This window comes from Pararhizobium sp. LjRoot255 (genome assembly GCF_964252905.1).
In the GTDB taxonomy this organism is placed as follows: domain Bacteria; phylum Pseudomonadota; class Alphaproteobacteria; order Rhizobiales; family Rhizobiaceae; genus Pararhizobium.
On record NZ_CAXUPQ020000001.1, the window covers coordinates 1262683 to 1278119 of the forward strand.

Genomic DNA, 15437 nt, shown 5'->3' on the forward strand with positions numbered 1-15437 from the left:
TCTGTGAAAAAAGGATTCTAAATCCGGTTTCCGCAGGAGGACTTGGCCATGGACGGCGTTACAGTCATCAATCATCCGCTCGTTCAGCACAAGCTGACCATCATGCGCAAGAAGGAGACCTCGACCGCCGGTTTCCGCCGCCTCTTGCGCGAAATCTCCACCCTGCTCTGCTACGAGGTCACCCGTGACCTCGAGCTGACGATGGAAACCATCGAGACGCCGATGCAGGTCATCCAGGCGCCGGTCCTCGAAGGCAAGAAGCTGGTCTTCGCCTCGATCCTGCGCGCCGGCAACGGTCTGCTCGAAGGCATGCTGGAACTCGTGCCCTCCGCCCGCGTCTCGCATGTCGGCGTCTATCGCGACCATGAAACGCTGGAAGCCGTGGAATATTACTTCAAGGCGCCGGAAAGTCTGTCGGAGCGCCTCGTCATCGTCGTCGACCCTATGCTTGCGACCGGCAACTCCTCGATCGCCGCCATCGACAAGCTGAAGCAACGCGGCGCCACCAAGCTGCGCTTCCTCTGCTTGCTTGCCGCCCCTGAAGGCATTCGAAATTTCCAGCAGGCCCATCCCGACGTGCCGATCTACACCGCCGCCATCGACAGCCACCTCAACGAGCACGGCTATATCGTGCCGGGCCTCGGCGACGCCGGTGACCGCATGTACGGGACGAAGTGATTTCAGGTTTCTTAACCAGATTTTCACAATCACCAGCCAGCCGCCGGAATTTCCGGCGGCTTTTTGCATCCCGTTAGCGCGCTTCGTGCTTAGCTGAAAGCTCTGTTTCGACGACGGGGGTGGGGCACGAATGCTGGTGCGTTTGTCAATTTTTGCCGGAGGCATGGTCGCCGCTGCCATGCTGCTGCCGGGTCTTGCCACCTCCTATCTCGACCGCCCGCACGCTGAAGACGCCAAGCCGCAGCAGGTGAGCACAGCAAGGTATGCCGGCGGCAAGGGCGTACTGCTTGAGCCGAGCGCCGGCGGACACTTCCTTGGAACCTTCATGATCAATGGCCGCAAGCAGGATGGCCTGGTCGATACCGGCGCCAGCGTGATCGCCATCAATATATCGACGGCGCGGCGACTTGGCGTTTCGACGGGATCGCTATCTTTCAATACGCCGGTCAGCACGGCGAACGGCAACGTCAAGGCAGCACGTGTCATCCTGGACCGGGTCGAGATCGGTTCCATCTCGGTCAGGGATATCGAGGCGATGGTGCTTCCCGACAAATCCCTGTCAGGCATGCTCGTCGGCATGAGCTTCCTCAACAAGCTCTCGTCCTATCGCGTCGAAAACGGCGCGCTGCACCTTATTCGCTGACTTTCGAGACGATGACAGGTCGCTCTGCAGGCGCCTCCTTGCTGATCGCATAGATCTCCAGAAGCCGGGAACGCGATTTCTGCGCAGCGTCTTCACTCGCGGCATGGACGAAGGCGAAGGGCTCACCCTTGTCGATCTTCGTACCAAGCGGTTTCAGGCCGCTGAAACCGACGCGGTGATCGATCGGCTCATCCGGGCGCGTGCGCCCGCCACCGAGCGTGATGACCTCCATGCCAACATCACGGGCGTTGCAGTTGTGAAGAAAGCCGTCAAACGGCGCCTCGACGGGCAGGATGACGGGTGCCGCCGCCAGATAGGCGTGCGCTCGCTCGACAAAGTCGGCGGGGCCGCCCAGCAGATGCGCCATGCGGGCGAACCGTTCCAGCGCCGCGCCGCTTTCAAGGGCGCGGCGGGCAAGCGCGGTGCCATCACTGAGGCTTGTCGCAACCCCGGAGCTCACGAGCATTTCGGCGGCAAAGCGTATCACCACCGCTTCGAGCCGTGACCCGGCCTTCTCGCCCCGTAGAAAGGCAAGGCAATTTTCAATTTCGATGGCGTTGCCGGCAGCATCCGCCAGGGGTTCGTTCATGTCGGTGATCAGGGCCGTTGTCTTTACGCCCGCGCCATTGGCGACGCCGACCAGCGAGCGGGCCAGCCGCTCGGCCTCCTCCAGCCCGACCATGAAGGCGCCGTTACCGATCTTGACATCGAGCACGAGCGACTGCAGGCCTGCCGCCAGTTTCTTGGACAGGATCGAGGCGGTGATCAACGGCACGGAATCGACCGTCGCCGTCACGTCGCGGATCGCATAAAACCGCCGGTCGGCGGGGGCGAGGTCGGCGGTCTGGCCGATGATGGCGCAACCTGCCTCCCTAACAGTCTGCCGGAGCAGCGCCTCGGACGGCCTGATGTCGTAACCGGGGATCGATTCCAGCTTGTCGAGCGTGCCGCCGGTGTGACCAAGACCGCGGCCGGAGATCATCGGCACGGCCAAACCGCAAGCCGCCGCGATCGGCGCCAGCATCAGCGAGACATTGTCACCGACACCGCCAGTCGAATGCTTGTCGGCAATCGGCTTGTCGATATCGGCCCAGGACAGAACAGCGCCGCTGTCGCGCATGGCGAGCGTCAGAGCCACGGTCTCGTCCAGGCTCATGCCGGAGAACCAGACGGCCATGGCGAAGGCCGCCACCTGCCCTTCGGAAATCGAGCCATCGGCAAGGCCACGGACGAAGGCGGCGATCTCCGCCTTGTCCAGCGCTTCTCCATCTCGTTTGCGCCGGATGACCTCCTGCGGGACCATGGTCAATACGCCGTGGCCCCGGCAACAGGCGCCCGGTCCTCGAGCACGGAGAGGATGTCCCCGAGCAGACCCGATGCGCCGAAGCGGAACGTCGAGGGCATCGGCCAGTCCGGGCTGTGGATCGTCGCGGCAAGATTGAGATACATGCGCGCATCACCCACTGTACGCACCCCGCCCGCCGGCTTGAAGCCGACCTTCCGGCCGCTTTCGCGGATGCAGGTCAGCATGATGTCGGCTGCCTCCAACGTGGCGTTGACGGCAACCTTGCCGGTCGAGGTCTTGATGAAATCGGCACCCTCCTGGATGGCGACGTGCGAGGCGCTGCGGATCAGGCCGCGGTCCCGCAGTTCGCCGGTCTCAAGGATCGTCTTCAGCAGCAGCGGCGCCGGGCAGGCTTGGCGAACGGCCGAAATCATCGTGCGCACAGCCTGTTCGTCGCCGGCCTTGAAGGCGCGATACGGAATGACCAGGTCGATCTCGTCGGCACCATCGGCGATCGCATGCCGCGTCTCAGCAACGACCGTCTCGACTGGAAGATCGCCGGAGGGAAAATTGACGACGGTCGCAATTTTTACCGCACTGTTGGGGCCGAGAATAGCGCGGGCCTGCGCGACGAAACGCGGCCAGATGCAGATGGCGGCGGTATGGCCATGCGACGTACGCGCCGACGCGCAGAGCTTTTCAATCGCTTCCGGCGTGCAATCGTCCGTCAGGTCCGTGAGATCCAGCAACGACAGCGCAAGCGCGGCTATCTGGCGATTGGTGGCTTCGAGCATCATGGGGTCCGTCCATTTTTACGTCGCGATGGTTCGTGGCCCAGCCGGCAGCTGATCACGAAAGCTTGTTCTATACGCTTAACGTTGGCACGCAAAGCCATCCTGCCCGTGCTGCATGTTCAGGATCAGGCTTTGGCCGAAATCATTTCTGTCAGGATGGCGGCAAGACGGCGGCCGCCGATCGGGGCCATGTCCTTGGTTTCATGATGGCTGAGTTCGCCGCCCGTCATGCCCGCCCCGAGATTGGTGATGACCGAGGCAGCCGCGACCCTCAACCCGAAGAACCGTGCCAGAATGACCTCCGGCACGGTCGACATGCCGACCGCATCGGCACCGAGAATGCGCGCCATGCGAATTTCGGCCGGCGTTTCGAAGTTCGGGCCGGAGAACCACATATAGACGCCCGAGCCGAGCGGGATATCGAGCTTGATCGCCGCAGCGCGCATGCGCTCGGCCAGCTCGGGATCATAGGCAGAAGTGAGACCGACGAAACGATCGTCGCTGTCGACGCCGATCAACGGGCTGACACCGGAAAAATTGATGTGGTCGGTGATCTGCATCACCGAGCCCGGCGGCAGATCTTCCCGCAAAGAGCCCGCGGAGTTGGTGAGAATGAGCGCCTCGACGCCGAGCGCCTTCAGCGCTTCGATCGGCCCGCGCATCGCATTGGCATCGCCGCGCTCGTAGAAATGCACGCGTCCCGAAAGCACGATGACGGCAACGCCGCCGATCGTGCCGCCGACCAGTTCGCCTGCGTGACCGGAGACGGCGCTGACCGGAAAACCCGGAATATCGGTATAGGAAATCCTCACCGGATCGACCACCGCCTCGACCAGCGAGCCGAGACCAGAACCGAGCACGATGCCGTAGCGTGGCGAAAGCCCGGAAAGTCGCGTCCTGAGCATGTCGGCCGCGGCGGTCATCCGAGAATCTCGGTCTCGAAGGAATGCGGCAAGAGGTCGGACATGGACAGTGTCTTCTTCACGCCGGTCTCGTCGCAAAGAAAGATACGAGTCGAAGCGCCGGAAAATTCGGCCAGCCGCTGGCGGCAGCCGCCGCAGGGCGGGCAGAGCGCCAGCTTCTCGGCAATGACGGCAACCTCGAGGATCTTGCGCTGGCCGGCCATGACCATGTGGCTGATCGCGGTCGTCTCGGCGCACCAGCCCTCCGGGAAGGACAGGTTCTCGATATTGGCGCCGGTATAGATCTTGCCATCCTCGGCGCGAATGGCGGCACCGACCGGAAATTTCGAATAGGGCGCATGGGCCTTCGCCATCGCCTCGCGTGCGGCTTCGAAAAGCTCGTTTTCCATGATCAGCGTTCCTTCACATAGGGTATGCCGCCGGCCTTCGGCGGGATCGCCTTGCCGATGAAGCCGGCGAGCAGGATCACCGTCAGGATATAAGGCAGCGCCTGCATCAATTGTACCGGTACCTGACCGATGAATGGCAGCGGATTGCCCTGCAAGCGGATCGCCAGCGCGTCGAGGAAGCCGAACAGCAGGCAGGCCATCATGATGTTGAATGGCCGCCATTTGGCGAAGATCAGGGCCGCCAGCGCGATGTAGCCCTTGCCGGCCGTCATGCCCTTAACGAAGCCGGCGCTCATGGCGAGCGACAGATAGGCCCCTGCAAAGCCGCACAGGATGCCGCAGCAGATCACCGCCCGGTAGCGCAGCCAGATGACCGAGATGCCGGCCGTATCAACCGCGCCCGGATTTTCGCCGACCGCGCGCAGGCGTAGGCCGAAGCGGGTGCGGTAAAGCACCCACCAACTGAACGGCACCAGAAGGAAGGCGATATAGGTCAGGATGAAATGGCCGGAGAGCAGGTTGGAATAGATTGGCCCGAAGATCGGCACGTCCTTGACCGCATCGGCAAAGGGGAAGGTAACCGTCTGGAAGCGTGCGTCGCCTCCGAGCGCTGGCGTGCGTCCGCCCTGGCGGAACCAGGCTTCACCCAGAATGACGGTCGAACCCGCAACGACGAAGTTGATGGCGACGCCGGAGACGATCTGGCTGCCGCGCTGGGTGATCGAGGCATAGCCATGCAGCAGAGACAGCAGCACGGAGATGAGGATAGCGGCCAGCAGCCCCATCAGCACGGAGCCGGTGACGGCGGCCACCGCGCCGGCGGCAAAGGCGGCGCCGAGCATCTTGCCCTCAAGCCCGATGTCGAACACCCCCGCCCGCTCCGTGAACAGGCCGGCGAGGGCTGCGAAGATCAACGGGACCGAAACGCGGATGGTTGATTCAAGGATCGCGACGATCGTGTGAAAAAGTTCCATCGCTCAGGCCCCCCTTTGCGCGGCGACCGGGAAACGCCTGCCGAAAGTGGCAAATCCGCGGCCGATCGCCGGGCGGAACATGTTTTCAAGCGCGCCGGCGAACAGGATGACGAGGCCCTGGATGATAACGATCATGTCGCGCGAGATGGACGGCATTTCGAAGGCGATCTCGGCACCGCCCTGATAGAGCATGCCGAACAGGATCGCCGCCGGGATGATGCCGGCCGGATGCGACCGGCCCATCAGCGCCACGGCGATCCCGACGAAACCCGCACCCTGGACGAAATCCAGCTGCATGCGGAACTGCTCGCCCATGATCGGGTTCAGCGCCATGAGACCGGCAAGACCACCGGAAATCATCATGACGATGACGGTGATGCGGGGTTCCTTCATGCCGGCATACCGGGCAGCCGAAGGGCTGAAGCCCATGGTGCGCATCTCGTAGCCGAACTTCGTCCGCCAGATCAGCACCCAGACGCCAAACGCCGCAAGCAGCGCCAAAAGGAACGAGACGTTGAAGGGTGCATTGCCGACATTGAGGCCGAAGATGGACAAGAGCCAGTCAAGTTTCGGCAATTGCCCGCCCGCCTCGAAGGTACGGGTTTGGGTCGCCATCGATCCGAGCGGCTTCATCACCCGGGTCAGAAGATAGACCATGATGCTCGATGCTATGAAGTTGAACATGATCGTGGTGATGACGATGTGGCTGCCGCGCTTGGCCTGCAGCCAGCCGGGCAGGAAGGCCCAGAGAGCGCCGAAGGCGGCCGAACCGATGATCGCGACCGGAAAGACGACAAACCACGGCATGGTCTTGTCGAGCCAGAGACAGGCGAGCGCCACGCCGATGCCGCCTATATAGGCCTGGCCTTCACTGCCGATATTGAACAGTCCGGCATGGAAGGCGACGGCGACGGACAGGCCGGTGAAGATGAAGGTTGTGGCGTAGTACAGCGTAAAGCCGATATATTCACCGCGGCCGAAAGCGCCATTGATCATGTGAAAGGCTGCCTTCAGCGGATTCTCGCCGACCAGAAGCACGACGAGGCCCGCCACCAGGAAGGCGACGACGAGGTTGACCAGCGGGATCAGGCCGTATTCGGCCCAGGCCGGCAGTTTTGCGTATGGATTGCTCATTCGGCGGCCTCCTTGCGGCCTTCGACACCGGCCATCAAGAGGCCGAGTTCCCCTTCCGTCGCATCCGGGCCCCGCTCACCGACGACGCGGCCGGCGAACATGACGATGATGCGATCGGACAGGGCGCGAATTTCATCGAGTTCGACGGAAACGAGCAGGACGGCCTTGCCCTGGTCCCGCATCTCGATGATCCGCTTGTGGATGAATTCGATCGCGCCGACATCGACGCCGCGCGTCGGCTGGCCGATGATCAGCACGTCAGGACCGCGCTCCATCTCGCGCGCCAGCACGATCTTCTGCTGGTTTCCGCCGGAGAAATTGGCGGTCTTCAACCGCGGATTGGGCGGCCTGATGTCGTATTTCTTGATCTTCTCCTCGGCATCGACCTGGATCGCCTTGGTGTCGAGGAAGACGCCGTTCAGGTAGCGCTTGTCGTGCTGGTAGCCGAGAATACTGTTTTCGGCCTGCTCGAACTTCAGGACCAGGCCGACATGATGCCGGTCTTCCGGCACATGGGCGAGGCCCCTGTTGCGCAAGTCGCCCGGATCGGCGTGGCCGGTGACATCGACCGGCTCGCCGTTGAGCAGAACCTTGCCGTTCACCGCCTTGCGGATGCCCGAAATCGCCTCGAGCAATTCCGACTGGCCGTTGCCGGCAACACCGGCAATACCGACGATTTCGCCAGCGCGCAGAGTGAAGGAGACATTGTCGACCATGGTGACGCCGCGGCTGTCACGCACCGTCAGGTTTTCGACCGCAAGCTTGACCGCGCCCGGCTTGGCCTCGCCCTTGTCCACGCGCAGCAGCACCCGACGGCCGACCATCAGTTCGGCCAGTTCCTCGACCGAGGTTTCCTTTGTGTGGCGCGTCGCCACCATTTCGCCGCGGCGCATGACAGAGACCTCGTCGGTGATCGCCATGATCTCGCGCAGCTTGTGCGTGATGAAGATGATCGTCTTTCCCTGCTCCTTCAACTGGCCGAGGATGCGGAAGAGATGATCCGCCTCCGGCGGCGTCAGAACACCCGTCGGCTCGTCGAGAATGAGGATATCAGCCTTGCGATAGAGGGCTTTGAGAATTTCGACGCGCTGCTGCAGGCCGACGGGGAGCTCCTCGATCAGCGCGTCCGGATCGACCTCCAGCGCGTATTCCCGCTCAAGCCGCTTCAATTCGACGCGCGCCTTGGAAATGCTGGTATTGAGGATCTGGCTGTCTTCGGCACCGAGCATGACATTTTCGAGCACGGTGAAATTCTCGACCAGCATGAAATGCTGGTGGACCATGCCGATGCCGCTGGCGATCGCCGCGTTCGGGTCCTTGATCGTGACCTTGTTGCCATCGACGACGATATCGCCACTATCGGCCTGATAGAAGCCGTAGAGGATCGACATCAGGGTCGACTTGCCGGCGCCGTTTTCACCGATGATGCCGTGAATGGTGCCCTTGCGGACAGTCAGGTTGATGTTCTTGTTGGCGTGGACAAGGCCGAAGCTCTTGTCGATGCCGCGCAATTCGATGGCAATATCGTTCATACTGACCCATGTTCCCCAAGTCGGTCCGGTTTTCTCCACTTTGCCAGCGGTAGCCCGGGCATCGATTTTTTTACCAATTGGTATAAGTTTATCATCGAATTCCGGACGCGGAAGCCCAAATATCGCCGGTTTTCCCACTCTTCCCAGTTCAATGGGGAGAGTCCAGCGCGATTTACGCGCTTCCGAGCGAAACGCAATATAGCAGCGGCCGAGCCTGTATCCTTCATGTGGTTATGATAGGGAATGCATTCACATCTACGCGACGTCCCGAGGGATCCCAATGAGCAGAGACAGCGAACGTATTACCCGGCTCGAGGAAACGGTCGCATATCAGACGAAGACGATCGAGGAACTGTCGGATCAGCTGGCAGAACAGTGGAAGATCGTAGAGCAGACCCGTGCCAAGCTCGACCGCCTGACCGAGCGGTTCCTCAGCCTGGAGGAGCAGGGCCTCGACGCGCCAGCAATTACCCGCCCGCCGCATTACTGAGCCGGTCAATGGTCTCGCGCAGAAAAAAGCCGCCGGCCCGACAGGACCAGCGGCTTTTTCATGCAATCCCGAGAAATCAGTAGATGCAGGATTCGTTCGACATGTAGTCGTGAACCTGGATCGTGCCGGCAATGATGTCGGCCTTTGCCTTATCGACGGCAGCCTGCATTTCCGGGGTAATCAAAGCCTTGTTGTTGTCGTCGAGTGCATACCCGACGCCGTCTTCCTTGAGGCCGAGATTAGAAATGCCGAAGGTGAACTTGTCGTCCTTTGCGGACGAGAACGCGTCATAGACAGCCACGTCGACACGCTTGAGCATCGAGGTCAGAACCTTGCCCGGCTGAAGGCCGTTCTGGTTCGAATCGACGCCGATGCCGAGCTTGCCGGCATCTGCTGCTGCCTGCAACACGCCGACGCCGGTGCCACCGGCCGCATGATAGACGACGTCCGACCCCTGGTCGAATTGCGACTTGGCAATTTCGCCGCCCTTGACCGGGTCGTTCCAGGCATCCGGCGTCGTGCCGGTGTAGGCCTCCAGCACCTTGACGTCAGGACCAGTGGACTTGGCGCCGCCGATGTAACCACAGGCGAACTTGTGGATCAGCGGAATATCCATGCCACCGATGAAGCTGACGGTCTTTGTCTTCGAGGCCATGCCGGCCAGCACACCGACGAGGTAGGAACCTTCCTGTTCCTTGAACACGACCGACTTCACGTTCGGCTTTTCGACCACCATGTCGATGATGGCGAACTTGATGTCCGGATATTCCACAGAAACCTTTTCCAGGGCTGCAGCCCAGGAGAAGCCGGCCATCACGATCGGGTTGTTGCCGTCGCCGGCGAAGCGGCGCAGCGCCTGCTCGCGCTGCGCATCGTTGGCGATTTCGAATTCGCGGTATTCGATGCCGGTTTCGCTCTTGAACTTCTCCGCGCCGTTGAAGGCTGCTTCGTTGAAGGATTTGTCGAACTTGCCGCCGAGATCGTAGATGATCGCCGGCTTGATGTCGGCGGCGAGCGCCGTAGCGGACATCATCGAGAAGGCGAAGAGACCGAGGAGGGTTTTTTTCATTGTGCAGCCCTGTTGTTGCTATTGATCTTGTTGGGTCCTCCCGCAAGCTCCTCTTTCGGGAGCGTGTCTGCGGAACCACCACTCCCTTTTTAAGGGTATGTCTGGCTGGCGCGCATCCTTGCACGCCTCAAATCAAAATTCACCCGAAATTTTTCAATTGGTAAAAAAAGGTAGACCGTCCAAAAACCGGGCAAAATCATCGGGTTTGCCGGCACGTGCAGCCCAATTGTGAAGCAGCAGGAAAGACCAAAGGCCGCGGTCGGGGCAGCGTCGAGGGTCCGTAAAGCTTGTAGTCAAGTTTGACCAATCGACTGCCCGCATCGTTTCAATCGCCGAAAGGCCGCAACGCCAGGCTTTCCCGTTGTGACCTTTTCTCCATGCCCGGGGCACCATCAAGAGCCAGCCTCTACCGCTTTGAAAAAATGCCGCGCCTGTTCGGACGCGGCATTTCGCAGACGCGCGGGCCGGCCTCCCGCAGCGCAACAGTCAGATGGCGCAGCTGACGCCGGTGCCGCGCAGGCCGCAATAGCCGTTCGGGTTTTTCGCCAGATATTGCTGATGGTCGGCATCGGCGAAATAGAAGGCGCCGGCCTTGGCGATTTCCGTGGTAATCCTGCCCTTGTGCCCGGCCTTTTCCAGCGCCGCCTGGAAGGTGTCGCGAGCGGCGATCGCTTCGGCCAATTGCGCGTCGTCCTCAACATAGATGGCCGAGCGATAGGTGGTGCCTATGTCGTTGCCCTGGCGCATGCCCTGCGTCGGGTCATGCTCCTCGAAGAAAACCTTGAGCAGATCGGCAAACGACACCTTGGCGGGGTCATAGACCACCAGCACGACTTCCGTATGGCCAGTCAGGCCCGTCGTGGTTTCCTGATAGGTCGGGTTCCTGGTGAAACCGCCGGAATAGCCGGCTGCGGTGACATAAACGCCCGGGACCTGCCACAGCATCCGCTCGGCGCCCCAGAAGCAGCCCATGCCGAACAGGACCTGCCTGTAGCCGGCCGGATAGGGGCCCGTCAGCGCATGCCCGTTGACGAAGTGGCGGGCGGCGGTCGGAATTTCCGTTTCCCGGCCCGGCAGCGCGTTTTGCGGGTCCGGCATCGTGGTCTTCTTGTTGAACATTTCGGTCAGGAACATGCCTGTCTCCTTTCGGCTGTTAGATGGCGGAAACCTCATCGCCGATCGTCCGCCGGTCTCGGGCCGGCACCGCAGTCTTCAATCTGTTGGAACCATCCGGCACTCAGGCGGAAAAGCGGCCGGCGACCGGGGGCCGTTTGTAGCCCATCATCCAGAGCAACAGCGCAATCAGCAGGAAAAAGGCAAAGGCCGGCTGCTGCAGCGACCAGCGGATCACCGGATCCCAGAACGCGCCCCAGAACGCGCCGTTGGCATGCGGCCTTTCCAAGACCTCGACCAGCGCCTGGGTCGACGCGCCGCCGGCCGCCAGCGCCGTTGAAAGCGGCGTCAAAACGGGCTGCGACGCCGAGACCGACTGGATGGCGTCCACCGAGGCCACCAGAACACCGGCAACGAGCGCCAGAAAACCTGCAAACCGCAGCAAAAACCGCATTCCGCCCCTCCGCCAACCGGCCGGAAACCCATGTCGATCCGACCGGATTTCTCCTGCTCAGCAAGAAATAGGCACAGGTCTGACGAAGTGCAATGCCGCACTTTTGCCGCCGCCCATCACAAGAAGTCAAAAAACTGTCAGAAACCAGTTGATCCCTCAGGCTTCCTCGGTATATATCGCGCCGGTCTGCAGGTTTTCCCTTGCCGGACACCCCGATTTGGCCTTGCCGAACGGGCTTCAGGAGAAAGCAAGCGCTTGTCTCTGATCCGCTGGACCCAACCGCCGGCGCGATTGACAAAACGGACAGGTGGCCGAGTGGTTGAAGGCGCACGCCTGGAAAGTGTGTATACGTGAGAGCGTATCGCGGGTTCGAATCCCGCTCTGTCCGCCATTTTTTCCGTTGTTCCGCCCATAGGCAACAGTTCTCTGATACAACGGGAAGCTGTGCGACAGATCACGCAGCCCCTCAAGTCTCCTGCTGTGCACTTGACGGGGCCTGTCGATTGTGGGCGGAGTCGAGCCCGCAAGCTGGGGCGGTTTGCAGCGTGTTGCTCGGGGAAAAGCGTGGTCATGGGAAAAATGTCGAACGGCGTCCCGGCGACGGGGCCGAAACGCATTCGGCGGGTTGTTGTCTCATTGTCGCTCTCCATCGCGCTTTCGGGCTGCGGCGGTCACGTGAAGGGTGTCATGGAGCCGCTCAATCTGGCCGAAGAGCCAAAGGGCAACGCTGTCGTCGACATGCTGGTGGCGACCAGCCGGCGACCGTCCGACAATCCGGCCACCCTGTTTTCCGGCGAACGCAGCACAAGTCCCTCGGTCACCGACGTTGCCGTCTCCATACCGTCGAGCAAGGAGCGCGTCGCCGGCACCGTGCAATGGCCGAAGAAGCTGCCGCCCAATCCCGAAACGGACTTCGCGGTGGTGCGCGTCCAGCCGATCGAGACCGTCCAGCAAGCCCATGATTGGGTGCGTCTGCATTCGAAGGGCGGACATGCCATGGTGTTCATCCATGGCTTCAACAACACTTATGAGGATTCGGTCTTCCGTTTCGCCCAGATCGTCCATGATTCCGGCGCCGACGTGACGCCGATCCTGTTCACCTGGCCATCGCGGGCAAAAGTGTTCGACTATAATTACGACAAGGAAAGCACCAACTATTCGCGTACCTCGCTGGAAAGGATGCTGAAGGCGCTGGTCGACGACAAGAACGTCAAGGACATCACCATCCTCGCCCATTCGATGGGCACCTGGCTGGCGATGGAATCGATCCGCCAGATGGCGATCCGTGACGGATCGCTGCCGAAAAAGATCGAAAACGTCATTCTCGCCTCACCGGATATCGATGTCGACGTCTTTGCCCGGCAATGGAGCGAGCTGGGCGACAAGCGGCCGAACTTCACCATCTTCGTCTCCCAGGACGACCGGGCGCTGGCCCTCTCCCGCTATATATCCGGCGACGTCCAGCGGCTGGGCCAGATCAATCCGGCGGAAGAACCCTACAAGACCAAGCTCGAAGCGGCCGGCATCACCGTCGTCGATCTGACCAAGGTGAAATCCACCGATCGGCTGAACCACGGCAAGTTTGCCGAAAGCCCTGAGATCGTGCAGCTGATAGGCCAGCGGCTGGTAACCGGTCAAACGCTGACGGATTCAGACGTCGGCCTTGGCGATGGCATCACGGCAGTGGTCGCGGGAACCGCCAGCAACATCGGCAAGATCACCGCCTCAACGGTTGCGACGCCGGTCGATCTTCTTTCGGGGAACCTCAAGCCGGCGCCGAAAAAGACGCCCGGCAATCTCGACATGACGCTGCAAGGCGAAAACGCCCCATTGAACTAGACCGAAACGCTTCTCTTCGGAACCATCCGGCCACCGGCATCGTTTTCCTGCAAAAGAAGGAGATTTATCATGCCGAGCACAATTCCTGTTTCGCCAGCGGACGAGACGCGGCGCGGCCCGCAACCGGCGCCCGGCGGTCCCGACCCCTCCAAGGACAAGCCTGCGACACCGCCTGTCACAGACAAGGATGATCCGAAAAAGCCCCGAGTGCTCGATCCGGCCCTGCTGCCGATCGGCGATCCGGCCGGCATGGCCTAAGGAGCAGGCGATGTCGACCGCTGACAGCAACGTGACGCCCGAGCAGCAAAAGCCGCGGGATGTGCACAGGCCACCCGGCCAGCCCTCGCATGCCGACGAGAAATCCAAGGCACCGCCCGCGGTTCAGCCCGCCGGAGCCAAGGATAACAGCGAAAAGCCGGTCGTAAACCCTGTTACCGGCGGCGCACTCTGAAAGGATCCTTGCGATGCCGGTAACCGAAACACAACGAAAGTCTGTCCGCCGCGAATACCGGCAGTTGATGTTTCGCCAGTTTCTGATGTGGCTGTTTGGCGTCTCGCTACCGGTCCTGCTGGTGGTTGCGTTATGGGTCTATTGAACCGGCGTTCAATTTAGTGCTTGCGCACTTCCAACCGGTTCTCCACCAGATGCACGCCGATCACCGCGGCGGCTGCCTGTTCGGCGCAACCGACCTCCGCCTCGCTGGAGACATAACCGCTGAGCACAACGGTCCGGCCGATGGCCATGACCGAAAGCCCGGACGTATCGATCAGCGCGGTATACTGGATGTAGCGCAACACCTTCTCGGCAAGATCGTCGCCCGTTAAATCCGGGTGGTCGCCCTCATGGACGTAAATCTGCTTGTGCATGGCCTCCTACCCTTCCAAGGGACAACGCAAGCTTTTCCCGAAGGTTCCCTCTTTCGGCGTGTGCCAGCCGTTCCGCTGGAGGTGAAGTGGAGGAAGCATTGCGGCCGCATCGCGTGTGTCGCTAACGACGCGGCACTTCCCGATTCGCAGCGTTCGAGGACAGCCGGTTCCTCGCGCCGGGTTGCGGCGTCGCGCCGAATGGGTCTATGGCGGAAGCTCAACTCGCCAAGAGGCAGCACCCGATGTCCGATGTCTTCCTGAATGTCGTGCCGATCTTCGTCCTCATCCTGCTCGGCTGGCTGATCGTGCGAATGAACTATCTGAAGGCGGCGGTCGGGGAAGCGCTTGGCGATTTCGTCTTCCGGGTGGCGGTGCCGGTCCTGCTGTTCCGCACCATTGCCGAGGCCGACTTCAAGGAAGGGTCGCCCTGGCCGCTATGGGTCGCCTATTTTTCCGGCGTTGCTGTCGCATGGACGCTCGGGCATCTCGCAGCCACGTTGTTTTTCAAGAAGGATGCGCGCGTCGGCGTGCTGTCGGGCGTTTCCTCCGCCTTTGCCAATACAGTCTTCATCGGCCTGCCGCTGGTCTCCCGCAACGTCGGCGAGGACGGGGTGGTGGCGCTGTCCATCCTGCTTTCGGTGCACCTGCCGGTCATGATGATCGCCGGCACGATCCTGATGGAGCGGGCCGAGCGCAAGACCAGCGGCAAGCCCGGCCAAAGCCCGTTGCGGCTGCTGAAGGGCATTTTACGCAATCTGGTGCGCAATCCGCTGGTCATCGGCCTTTTCTGCGGAGCGCTCGTGCATCTCGTCGGCATGCCGCTTGGCGGCCCATTCAAGGTCGTCGTCGACCAGCTCGCTTCGGTCGCCGCCCCCGCGGCGCTCATCTCGATCGGCATGGCGCTCGACAAGTATGGCCTCGTCGGCAATACCGGGCTTGCCTCGATCACCAGTCTCCTGAAGCTCGTTGTTCTGCCGGCAACCGTCTATGGTGCCTGCCAGCTGCTCGGCCTCAACAGCAACTGGACGGCTGCCCTGGTGCTGACCTCATCCGTGCCGACCGGCGTCAATGCCTGGCTGATCGCCAATCATTTCAATGTCGGCCACGGGCTCGCCTCCTCGACGATCACCATAACCACGGCGCTGGGCGTCATCTCGGTTTCGGCCTGGGCGTATGTCCTGCTCTGAGGTTCTGTCCGAAGCAGGCACGAAAAAGCCCGGCACACGGCCAGGCTTTGTTTAATCTATCGATGG

Annotated in this window: 19 protein-coding genes and 1 tRNA gene; 9 read left to right on the plus strand and 11 right to left on the minus strand. The window is 61.6% G+C overall.

What is annotated here, in order from left to right:
* Positions 1–48 precede the first annotated feature (48 nt).
* The gene (gene upp, locus ACSQ2W_RS06275; RefSeq protein WP_436079334.1) at positions 49–678 is read left to right on the plus strand and encodes a uracil phosphoribosyltransferase; all 630 of its coding nucleotides are present in this window, start codon (positions 49–51) and stop codon (positions 676–678) included.
* 130 nt (positions 679–808) lie between these two features.
* On the plus strand, positions 809–1321 hold the full coding sequence (locus tag ACSQ2W_RS06280) for a TIGR02281 family clan AA aspartic protease (protein ID WP_436085489.1): 513 nt from the start codon (positions 809–811) through the stop codon (positions 1319–1321).
* On the opposite strand, the gene deoA is transcribed toward ACSQ2W_RS06280, so the two are convergent.
* The 7 genes from deoA to ACSQ2W_RS06315 all read right to left on the minus strand — a co-directional run bounded on the left by deoA (position 1311) and on the right by ACSQ2W_RS06315 (position 8352).
* Positions 1311–2630: a thymidine phosphorylase gene (gene deoA, locus ACSQ2W_RS06285; protein ID WP_436085490.1), complete on the minus strand. Its 1320-nt coding sequence runs from the start codon at positions 2628–2630 to the stop codon at positions 1311–1313. The two genes, ACSQ2W_RS06280 and deoA, sit on opposite strands and share 11 nt — an antisense overlap.
* Positions 2627–3400: a deoxyribose-phosphate aldolase gene (deoC, locus tag ACSQ2W_RS06290; RefSeq protein ID WP_436087690.1), complete on the minus strand. Its 774-nt coding sequence runs from the start codon at positions 3398–3400 to the stop codon at positions 2627–2629. The genes deoA and deoC overlap by 4 nt, the downstream gene beginning before the upstream one ends.
* Before the next feature lie 125 nt (positions 3401–3525).
* Positions 3526–4323: a purine-nucleoside phosphorylase gene (locus tag ACSQ2W_RS06295; RefSeq protein ID WP_436079337.1), complete on the minus strand. Its 798-nt coding sequence runs from the start codon at positions 4321–4323 to the stop codon at positions 3526–3528.
* A complete protein-coding gene (locus tag ACSQ2W_RS06300) occupies positions 4320–4712 on the minus strand; it encodes a cytidine deaminase (RefSeq protein ID WP_436079338.1) in 393 nt (130 codons plus the stop codon). Before ACSQ2W_RS06300 ends, ACSQ2W_RS06295 begins: the two co-directional genes overlap by 4 nt.
* Positions 4713–4714: 2 nt before the next feature.
* Positions 4715–5686: an ABC transporter permease gene (locus tag ACSQ2W_RS06305; protein ID WP_436085491.1), complete on the minus strand. Its 972-nt coding sequence runs from the start codon at positions 5684–5686 to the stop codon at positions 4715–4717.
* Between the two features lie 3 nt (positions 5687–5689).
* The gene (locus ACSQ2W_RS06310; RefSeq protein ID WP_436085492.1) at positions 5690–6820 is read right to left on the minus strand and encodes an ABC transporter permease; all 1131 of its coding nucleotides are present in this window, start codon (positions 6818–6820) and stop codon (positions 5690–5692) included.
* The gene (locus ACSQ2W_RS06315) at positions 6817–8352 is read right to left on the minus strand and encodes an ABC transporter ATP-binding protein (protein WP_436085493.1); all 1536 of its coding nucleotides are present in this window, start codon (positions 8350–8352) and stop codon (positions 6817–6819) included. The genes ACSQ2W_RS06310 and ACSQ2W_RS06315 overlap by 4 nt, the downstream gene beginning before the upstream one ends.
* 280 nt (positions 8353–8632) lie before the next feature.
* On the opposite strand from ACSQ2W_RS06315, the gene ACSQ2W_RS06320 reads away from it, so the two are divergent.
* Complete coding sequence (locus ACSQ2W_RS06320) at positions 8633–8842, plus strand: SlyX family protein (protein ID WP_436085494.1); 210 nt, start codon at positions 8633–8635, stop codon at positions 8840–8842.
* A gap of 76 nt (positions 8843–8918) precedes the next feature.
* Here the strand turns inward: ACSQ2W_RS06320 and ACSQ2W_RS06325 are convergent, their stop codons facing one another.
* The 3 genes from ACSQ2W_RS06325 to ACSQ2W_RS06335 all read right to left on the minus strand — a co-directional run bounded on the left by ACSQ2W_RS06325 (position 8919) and on the right by ACSQ2W_RS06335 (position 11478).
* A complete protein-coding gene (locus ACSQ2W_RS06325; protein WP_436085495.1) occupies positions 8919–9911 on the minus strand; it encodes a BMP family lipoprotein in 993 nt (330 codons plus the stop codon).
* 486 nt (positions 9912–10397) lie between these two features.
* Entirely contained in the window at positions 10398–11045 is a 648-nt protein-coding gene (msrA, locus tag ACSQ2W_RS06330) for a peptide-methionine (S)-S-oxide reductase MsrA (protein WP_436085496.1), read from the minus strand.
* A 103-nt stretch (positions 11046–11148) separates the two neighbouring features.
* The gene (locus ACSQ2W_RS06335; RefSeq protein WP_436085497.1) at positions 11149–11478 is read right to left on the minus strand and encodes a hypothetical protein; all 330 of its coding nucleotides are present in this window, start codon (positions 11476–11478) and stop codon (positions 11149–11151) included.
* A gap of 301 nt (positions 11479–11779) precedes the next feature.
* Between ACSQ2W_RS06335 and ACSQ2W_RS06340 the strand changes: the two genes are divergently transcribed.
* The 5 genes from ACSQ2W_RS06340 (at position 11780) to ACSQ2W_RS06360 (ending at position 13913) form a co-directional block, all read left to right on the plus strand.
* A tRNA-Ser gene (locus tag ACSQ2W_RS06340) sits at positions 11780–11869 on the plus strand.
* Between the two features lie 188 nt (positions 11870–12057).
* Positions 12058–13317, plus strand: a complete 1260-nt coding sequence (locus tag ACSQ2W_RS06345; RefSeq protein ID WP_436087691.1) for an alpha/beta hydrolase — start codon at positions 12058–12060, stop codon at positions 13315–13317.
* Between the two features lie 69 nt (positions 13318–13386).
* Entirely contained in the window at positions 13387–13575 is a 189-nt protein-coding gene (locus ACSQ2W_RS06350) for a hypothetical protein (RefSeq protein WP_436085498.1), read from the plus strand.
* Positions 13576–13585: 10 nt separating this feature from the next.
* Positions 13586–13768 carry a hypothetical protein gene (locus ACSQ2W_RS06355; protein ID WP_436085499.1) on the plus strand — a complete coding sequence of 61 codons (183 nt, stop codon included), beginning with the start codon at positions 13586–13588 and terminating at the stop codon, positions 13766–13768.
* Positions 13769–13781: 13 nt separating this feature from the next.
* Positions 13782–13913, plus strand: a complete 132-nt coding sequence (locus tag ACSQ2W_RS06360; protein ID WP_436085500.1) for a hypothetical protein — start codon at positions 13782–13784, stop codon at positions 13911–13913.
* A gap of 13 nt (positions 13914–13926) precedes the next feature.
* On the opposite strand, the gene ACSQ2W_RS06365 is transcribed toward ACSQ2W_RS06360, so the two are convergent.
* Positions 13927–14184: a BON domain-containing protein gene (locus ACSQ2W_RS06365; RefSeq protein ID WP_436085501.1), complete on the minus strand. Its 258-nt coding sequence runs from the start codon at positions 14182–14184 to the stop codon at positions 13927–13929.
* Positions 14185–14426: 242 nt separating this feature from the next.
* Here ACSQ2W_RS06365 and ACSQ2W_RS06370 point away from each other — a divergent pair, with 242 nt between their 5' ends.
* Positions 14427–15371, plus strand: a complete 945-nt coding sequence (locus tag ACSQ2W_RS06370) for an AEC family transporter (protein ID WP_436085502.1) — start codon at positions 14427–14429, stop codon at positions 15369–15371.
* The last annotated feature ends 66 nt before the right edge of the window (positions 15372–15437 follow it).

Excerpts from the sequence above, each read along its gene's own strand:
- upp (WP_436079334.1), top strand. The coding sequence starts at position 49 with ATGGACGGCGTTACAGTCATCAATCATCCGCTCGTTCAGCACAAGCTG.
- ACSQ2W_RS06280 (WP_436085489.1), top strand. The coding sequence starts at position 809 with ATGCTGGTGCGTTTGTCAATTTTTGCCGGAGGCATGGTCGCCGCTGCC.
- deoC (WP_436087690.1), bottom strand. The coding sequence starts at position 3,400 with ATGCTCGAAGCCACCAATCGCCAGATAGCCGCGCTTGCGCTGTCGTTG.
- ACSQ2W_RS06295 (WP_436079337.1), bottom strand. The coding sequence starts at position 4,323 with ATGACCGCCGCGGCCGACATGCTCAGGACGCGACTTTCCGGGCTTTCG.
- ACSQ2W_RS06300 (WP_436079338.1), bottom strand. The coding sequence starts at position 4,712 with ATGGAAAACGAGCTTTTCGAAGCCGCACGCGAGGCGATGGCGAAGGCC.
- ACSQ2W_RS06305 (WP_436085491.1), bottom strand. The coding sequence starts at position 5,686 with ATGGAACTTTTTCACACGATCGTCGCGATCCTTGAATCAACCATCCGC.
- ACSQ2W_RS06310 (WP_436085492.1), bottom strand. The coding sequence starts at position 6,820 with ATGAGCAATCCATACGCAAAACTGCCGGCCTGGGCCGAATACGGCCTG.
- ACSQ2W_RS06315 (WP_436085493.1), bottom strand. The coding sequence starts at position 8,352 with ATGAACGATATTGCCATCGAATTGCGCGGCATCGACAAGAGCTTCGGC.
- ACSQ2W_RS06320 (WP_436085494.1), top strand. The coding sequence starts at position 8,633 with ATGAGCAGAGACAGCGAACGTATTACCCGGCTCGAGGAAACGGTCGCA.
- ACSQ2W_RS06325 (WP_436085495.1), bottom strand. The coding sequence starts at position 9,911 with ATGAAAAAAACCCTCCTCGGTCTCTTCGCCTTCTCGATGATGTCCGCT.
- msrA (WP_436085496.1), bottom strand. The coding sequence starts at position 11,045 with ATGTTCCTGACCGAAATGTTCAACAAGAAGACCACGATGCCGGACCCG.
- ACSQ2W_RS06335 (WP_436085497.1), bottom strand. The coding sequence starts at position 11,478 with ATGCGGTTTTTGCTGCGGTTTGCAGGTTTTCTGGCGCTCGTTGCCGGT.
- ACSQ2W_RS06345 (WP_436087691.1), top strand. The coding sequence starts at position 12,058 with ATGTCGAACGGCGTCCCGGCGACGGGGCCGAAACGCATTCGGCGGGTT.
- ACSQ2W_RS06350 (WP_436085498.1), top strand. The coding sequence starts at position 13,387 with ATGCCGAGCACAATTCCTGTTTCGCCAGCGGACGAGACGCGGCGCGGC.
- ACSQ2W_RS06355 (WP_436085499.1), top strand. The coding sequence starts at position 13,586 with ATGTCGACCGCTGACAGCAACGTGACGCCCGAGCAGCAAAAGCCGCGG.
- ACSQ2W_RS06360 (WP_436085500.1), top strand. The coding sequence starts at position 13,782 with ATGCCGGTAACCGAAACACAACGAAAGTCTGTCCGCCGCGAATACCGG.
- ACSQ2W_RS06365 (WP_436085501.1), bottom strand. The coding sequence starts at position 14,184 with ATGCACAAGCAGATTTACGTCCATGAGGGCGACCACCCGGATTTAACG.
- ACSQ2W_RS06370 (WP_436085502.1), top strand. The coding sequence starts at position 14,427 with ATGTCCGATGTCTTCCTGAATGTCGTGCCGATCTTCGTCCTCATCCTG.